The sequence below is a fragment of the Pseudomonas machongensis genome, from assembly GCF_034961125.1.
In the GTDB taxonomy this organism is placed as follows: domain Bacteria; phylum Pseudomonadota; class Gammaproteobacteria; order Pseudomonadales; family Pseudomonadaceae; genus Aquipseudomonas; species Aquipseudomonas machongensis.
This window is the reverse complement of record NZ_JAYFUI010000140.1, coordinates 1-6,321: the sequence shown is the minus strand read 5'-3', so window position 1 is coordinate 6,321 and position 6,321 is coordinate 1. Positions and strand designations below refer to the sequence as shown.

The window sequence follows — 6,321 nt, the reverse complement described above, 5'->3', positions numbered from 1 at the left end:
CAGTGATGCGCGTACGGCCATCCATATCAGCCATCGCCTGGGTGCATTGATGGTCGTGGCAGTGCTGTTGATGCTGAGCTGGAAGCTGCACCGCACTGGCCTGTCCGGCCTGGCCCGGCTGGTGCTTGCTGCCCTGGCGCTGCAGGTGGGGTTGGGGATCAGCAACGTGCTGCTGCACCTGCCGCTGGGGGTGGCTGTGGCGCACAACGCCGGGGGCGCCCTGCTGCTGCTGGCCATGGTGCTGGTGAACTACCGCATTCGGGTGGTCGACAAGGTGCGTGTCGGCCTGGGCTGGCGCCTGCGGCCGATCACGTCTGGCGGCGTTTCCCATCATCTGAGGAACGACACGTGGCGACAGTTCTGAGCCAAGGGCGGCAGCGCGCTGGCTGGCGCGACTACCTGGAGCTGACCAAGCCCAAGGTGGTGGTGCTGATGCTGATCACCTCGCTGGTCGGCATGTTCCTCGCCACCCGCGCGGGTGTGCCGTGGACGGTGCTGCTGTTCGGCAATCTGGGCATCGCCCTGTGCGCCGGCGGCGCGGCGGTGGTCAACCATGTGCTGGACCGGCGCATCGACGCCTTGATGGCCCGCACCTGCAAGCGCCCGGTGGCCAAGGGACGGGTTGCGCCCCTGCCGGCGCTGGCGTTCGCCCTGGCCTTGGCAATCGCCGGGATGGCGTTGCTGCTGGCCTTCACCAATCCGCTCACAGCCTGGCTCACGCTCGCCTCCCTGTTGGGCTATGCGGTCGTCTACACCGGCTTTCTCAAGCGCGCCACGCCGCAGAACATCGTGATCGGCGGCCTGGCGGGCGCCGCCCCGCCATTGCTGGGTTGGGTCGCGGTCAGCGGCCACCTGAGCGCGGAGCCGCTGTTGCTGGTGCTGATCATCTTTGCCTGGACGCCACCGCACTTCTGGGCCCTGGCCATCCACCGCAAGGAGGAATACGCCAAGGCCGAGATACCGATGCTGCCGGTGACCCACGGCGAGCACTACACCAAGCTGCACATACTGCTCTACAGCCTGGTACTGCTGGCGGTGAGCCTGCTGCCCTACGCCATCCACATGAGCGGCCCGCTCTACCTGGGCTGCGCCCTGTTGCTGGGGCTGCGCTTTGTCCAGTGGGCCTGGGTGTTGTACCGTGGCACCCGGCCGCACGCGGCGATCGGCACCTTCAAGTACTCTATCGCGTACCTGTTCCTGCTGTTCATCGCCCTGCTCGTTGACCACTACCTGTTGCTGAACCTATGACCCGAACCCAGAAAACCGTCTTCATCCTCGTTGCCCTGGTCGCGCTGATCATGGGCTTGACCGTCAACAAGGTGCTCAATGGCCGTAGCGAGGCCAATCCGGCCGAACTGATCGATGCCGGCATCATCCTCCTGCCGCAGAGCCGCAGCGTGCCGGATGTCACCATGAACGACCAGAACGGCCAGCCAGTGGCGCTGGATCAGTTGAAGGGCAAGTGGTCGTTGCTGTTCTTCGGCTACACCTACTGCCCGGACATCTGCCCAACCACGTTGGCGCAGTTGCGCCAGGTGAAGAGCGAGTTGCCCAAGGAGGCGATCGATCGTTTGCAGGTGGTACTGGTAAGCGTCGACCCGAACCGCGACACGGCGCAGCAGCTCAAGCAGTACCTGGGCTATTTCGACAAGGATTTCGTGGGGCTGGCAGGTTCCATCGAGGATACCCAGAAGCTGGCCAATGCCCTGAGCATTCCGTTCATCCCGGCGGACACCAGCAAGCCAGGGTATACCGTCGATCACAGTGGCAACCTGGCGGTGGTCGGGCCGGACGGGCGTCAGCGCGGGTTCATTCGTGCGCCGTTCAACAACCAGAAGCTGGTGGCGCAGTTGCCGGGGCTGGTCAAGCGGGATTGATGAACCCCCAAAAGCTTCGCGGGCAAGTCGGCGTTCCGGCTTGCCCGCGAAGAATCCAGCGCGATCGTTCGGCTTAGAACGCCGGCACCACAGCGCCCTTGTACTTCTCGTTGATGAACTGCTTCACCTCAGGCGAGTGCAGAGCCTGCACCAGCTTCTTCACCGCGTCCGCGTCCTTGTTGTCCTCACGGGTCACCAGGATGTTCACGTACGGCGAGTCGCTGCCTTCGATGGCCAGGGCGTCCTTCTCAGGGTTGAGCTTGGCTTCCAGGGCGTAGTTGGTGTTGATCAGCGCTGCATCTACCTGGGTCAGCACGCGCGGGATGGTGGCCGCTTCCAGTTCGCGGAATTTCACACCCTTCGGATTTTCAGCCACATCCTTCACGGTGGACAGGATGTTGGTGTTGTCCTTGAGCTTGATCACGCCAGCCTTGTCCAGCAGCAGCAGAGCGCGGCCGCCGTTGGTGGCGTCATTGGGGATGACCACGGTGGCGCCGGATGGCAGTTCGTCGAGCTTCTTGATCTTGGCCGAGTAGACGCCCAGCGGCTCGATGTGCACGCCGGCAACGCTGACCAGCTTGGTGCCCTTGGCCTTGTTGAATTCATCCAGGTACGGCTGGTGCTGGAAGAAGTTGGCGTCCAGGCGTTTTTCCGCGACCTGCACGTTCGGTTGAATGTAGTCGGTGAACTCCTTGACCTTGAGCTCCACGCCTTCCTTCGCCAGCTGTGGTTTGACGAAGTTGAGGATCTCGGCGTGCGGCACCGGGGTGGCGGCGACGGTCAGGGTTTCGGCGGCATGGGCCGAGAAGGCCGCGACGGCGGCGACGACAGCGAACAGCTTTTTCATCGATCACTCCTTGTGAGGGCCGCGACGGCCCCCGAACGGGACGGCCGGGCCGACCCTGTTAGGTTTACTTACGGGAAAAATGTACGACCAGCTTGTCGCCGACGCTCTGCAGAATCTGCACCAGTACCAACAGCAGTACCACCGTGACGATCATCACGTCGGTCTGGAAACGCTGGTAGCCGAAGCGGATGGCCAGGTCGCCGAGGCCGCCCGCGCCGACCACACCGGCCATCGCGGTGTAGGACACCAGGGTGATGGCGGTGACGGTGATGGCCGCGAAGATGCCCGGACGGGCCTCCGGCAGCAAGGCATTGGTGATGATCTGGCGGGTGGTGGCGCCCATCGACTGGGTGGCTTCGATGATGCCGCGGTCCACCTCGCGCAGCGCGGTCTCGACCAGGCGCGCGAAGAATGGCGTGGCGCCCACGACCAGTGGCGGAATGGCACCGGCCACGCCCAGCGAGGTACCGGTGATCAGCACGGTGATCGGAATCATCACGATCAGCAGGATGATGAACGGCAGCGAACGCAGGATGTTGACGATCAGCGACAGCAGCGCGTAGACGCCCTTCTGCTCGAACATCTGCCGGGGCCCGCAGAGGAACAGCAGCACGCCCAGTGGCAGGCCGAGCAGCACCGTGAACAGCAGCGAGCCGAACAACATGATCAGGGTGTCGCCGGTGGCGAGGGAAATCTCGGCCCAGTCGACGTTGGCGAAGAAATTCAGGGCGTCCATCAGCGCAGGACCTCCATGTGTACGTCAGCCGCCTTGAAGCGGTCAAACGCTGCGTCGATGTTGCCGCCGGTGACGGCGAGGGTCAGTTGCCCGTAGGGGACATCCTTGATGCGGTCGATACGGCCGGCCAGGATGCTGTAGTCCACCCCGGTCTCCCGGGCCACGGTACCCAGCAGCGGCGCGTAGGTGGCGTCGCCCTGGAACGTCAGGCGCACGATGCGGCCCGGCACGTGGGCGAAGTCGTCGCGCTGCTCGCCCTCGTCGACCTGCTCGTCTTCCTGGACGAAGCGCTTGGTGGTCGGGTGTTGCGGGTGCAGGAACACGTCCGCCACCGGCCCCTGCTCGACAATCACCCCGGCGTCCATCACCGCCACGCGGTCGCAGACTCGGCGGATCACATCCATCTCGTGGGTGATCAGCACGATGGTGAGCTTCAGCTCGCGGTTGATCTCGGCCAGCAGTTGCAGCACCGAGGCGGTGGTCTGCGGGTCGAGGGCGCTGGTGGCCTCGTCACACAGCAGGATCTTCGGGTTGGTCGACAGCGCCCGGGCGATGCCCACGCGTTGTTTCTGGCCGCCCGACAGTTGTGCCGGGTATTTTTTCGCGTGGTCCGACAATCCGACGCGGGCCAGCAACTGGCTGACGCGCTTGTCGATCTCTGCGCGCGACAGCTCGCCGGCCAGCACCAGTGGCAGGGCGACGTTGTCTGCGACAGTTTTCGAGGCGAGCAGGTTGAAGTGCTGGAAGATCATGCCGACCTGCTGGCGGAAGCGGCGCAGCTGGTTAGCGTCGAAGGCGGTGACGTCTTCGCCGTCGACGATGATCTTGCCGCCGGACGGCGCTTCGAGGCGGTTGATCAGGCGCAGCATGGTGCTCTTGCCAGCGCCGGAGTGGCCGATCAGGCCGAACACCTGGCCATTCTCGATGGTCAGGCTGGTCGGATTCAGGGCGGGGATGTCCCTACCGGCGACGCGGTAGGTCTTGTGCACATGTTGGAACTCGATCACGTAGCGAACCTTGTGGGGCGCATGGAAATTGGGGTCAGCGGTGAGCTGGGGTGGCGCATTTTAGCCTTTTCCCATAGTTGTTCTTAGCATTTATTTCGTAATCGACCAATCGATCCGGCATAACGCGACAACCGGTAATCCCGATGGAACGCTTGGCGAAACGGTCCAGTCATTACTTGAACAAGCCCGAACGGGCAGCCTGAAGACTGATGAGGAGAGCCAAGATGTCGAGCAACAGGACGGATGCGCCCAAGCAGAGCGAACTGGCCGGTACCCAGACGCCCGACCGCGCCAACACCAATGCCAAGCTGCAAAGCCTCGAACAGGACCGTAACGACGCCACTGGCCAGGCGTTGCGTACCAACCAGGGCGTACGTATCGCCGACAATCAGAACACCCTCAAGGCGGGCGCACGCGGGCCTTCGCTGCTCGAAGACTTCATCATGCGCGAGAAGATCACCCACTTCGACCACGAGCGCATCCCGGAGCGCATCGTGCACGCCCGAGGTACCGGTGCCCATGGTTATTTCCAGAGTTATGGCGATCACAGCGCCCTGACCAAGGCCGGCTTCCTGCAGGATGCCGAGAAGATCACCCCGGTGTTCGTGCGTTTCTCCACGGTGCAGGGGCCGCGTGGCTCAGGTGATACCGTGCGTGATGTACGTGGATTTGCCGTCAAGTTCTATACCGATGAAGGCAATTTCGATCTGGTTGGCAACAACATGCCAGTGTTCTTCATCCAGGATGCGATCAAGTTTCCCGATTTCGTCCACGCGGTGAAGCCTGAGCCGCACAACGAAATACCTACCGGCGGCTCGGCCCACGATACGTTCTGGGACTTCGTTTCGCTGGTGCCCGAGTCGGCGCACATGGTGATGTGGGCCATGTCCGACCGCGCCATTCCGCGTAGCCTGCGGATGATGGAAGGCTTCGGTGTGCATACCTTCCGGCTGATCAACGCCGAGGGCGTAGCCAATTTCGTCAAGTTCCACTGGAAGCCGCGCCAGGGCGTGCACTCGGTATTGTGGGACGAAGCGCAGAAGCTGGCGGGCAAGGACACCGACTACCATCGCCGCGATCTGTGGGAGGCCATCGAGACCGGTGACTATCCCGAGTGGGAACTGGGCGTGCAGATCGTGCCGGAGGAAGACGAGCACAAGTTCGACTTCGATTTGCTCGATCCGACCAAGATAATCCCCGAAGAACTGGTGCCGGTGACGCCGCTGGGCAAGATGGTGCTCAACCGCAACCCGGACAACTTCTTCGCCGAAATCGAACAGATCGCCTTTTGCCCGGGACATATCGTGCCGGGCATCGACTTCACCAATGACCCGCTGCTGCAAGGCCGGCTGTTCTCTTACACCGACACTCAGATCAGCCGCCTGGGTGGGCCGAACTTCCACGAGATCCCGATCAACCGGCCGGTGGTGCGCAATGACAACAATCAGCGCGATGCCATGCACCGTCACACCATTCACAAGGGCCGCGCCGCCTACGAGCCCAACTCGATCGATGCTGGCTGGCCGAAAGAAACCCCAGCAGCGCCGCAGGACGGTGGCTTCGAGAGCTACCAGGAGCGCGTCGACGCGCACAAGATCCGCCAGCGCAGCGAGTCGTTCGGCGATCACTTCTCGCAAGCCCGGCTGTTCTTCCACAGCATGAGCGACACCGAACAACAGCACATCATCAAGGCCTACAGCTTCGAGCTGGGCAAGGTGGAGCGCGAGCATATTCGTGCGCGTGAGGTTAATGAGATTCTGGCCAATATCGACCTGAAGCTTGCAGCCGCTGTCGCGCAGAACCTCGGCCTACCGGCGCCGAAGACCGGGACGGTCAAAGGTAAGGAATCGAAAC

7 protein-coding genes are annotated in these 6,321 nt (G+C 63.0%); 4 read left to right on the top strand and 3 right to left on the bottom strand.

Translation table 11 applies throughout. The features are described from left to right. From VA602_RS14405 to VA602_RS14395, 3 genes are all read left to right on the top strand, one after another. The coding region (locus VA602_RS14405) for a COX15/CtaA family protein (protein WP_323453542.1) at positions 1-364 on the top strand (364 nt) is incomplete at its 5' end. Next, positions 349-1,248 carry a heme o synthase gene (cyoE, locus tag VA602_RS14400; protein WP_323453541.1) on the top strand — a complete coding sequence of 300 codons (900 nt, stop codon included), beginning with the start codon at positions 349-351 and terminating at the stop codon, positions 1,246-1,248. The genes VA602_RS14405 and cyoE, both read left to right, overlap by 16 nt. Continuing rightward, complete coding sequence (locus VA602_RS14395; protein WP_054893366.1) at positions 1,245-1,877, top strand: SCO family protein; 633 nt, start codon at positions 1,245-1,247, stop codon at positions 1,875-1,877. Before cyoE ends, VA602_RS14395 begins: the two co-directional genes overlap by 4 nt. A 73-nt stretch (positions 1,878-1,950) precedes the next feature. On the opposite strand, the gene VA602_RS14390 is transcribed toward VA602_RS14395, so the two are convergent. The 3 genes from VA602_RS14390 to VA602_RS14380 form a co-directional block, all read right to left on the bottom strand. Next, complete coding sequence (locus VA602_RS14390) at positions 1,951-2,724, bottom strand: MetQ/NlpA family ABC transporter substrate-binding protein (protein ID WP_323453540.1); 774 nt, start codon at positions 2,722-2,724, stop codon at positions 1,951-1,953. Positions 2,725-2,788: 64 nt separating this feature from the next. Beyond that, the gene (locus tag VA602_RS14385; protein ID WP_054893364.1) at positions 2,789-3,460 is read right to left on the bottom strand and encodes a methionine ABC transporter permease; all 672 of its coding nucleotides are present in this window, start codon (positions 3,458-3,460) and stop codon (positions 2,789-2,791) included. Further along, positions 3,460-4,467: a methionine ABC transporter ATP-binding protein gene (locus VA602_RS14380; protein ID WP_065864691.1), complete on the bottom strand. Its 1,008-nt coding sequence runs from the start codon at positions 4,465-4,467 to the stop codon at positions 3,460-3,462. Before VA602_RS14380 ends, VA602_RS14385 begins: the two co-directional genes overlap by 1 nt. Positions 4,468-4,691: 224 nt before the next feature. Here VA602_RS14380 and katE point away from each other — a divergent pair. Beyond that, positions 4,692-6,321: catalase HPII (katE, locus tag VA602_RS14375; RefSeq protein WP_323453539.1), on the top strand; the 1,630-nt coding region annotated here is incomplete at its 3' end.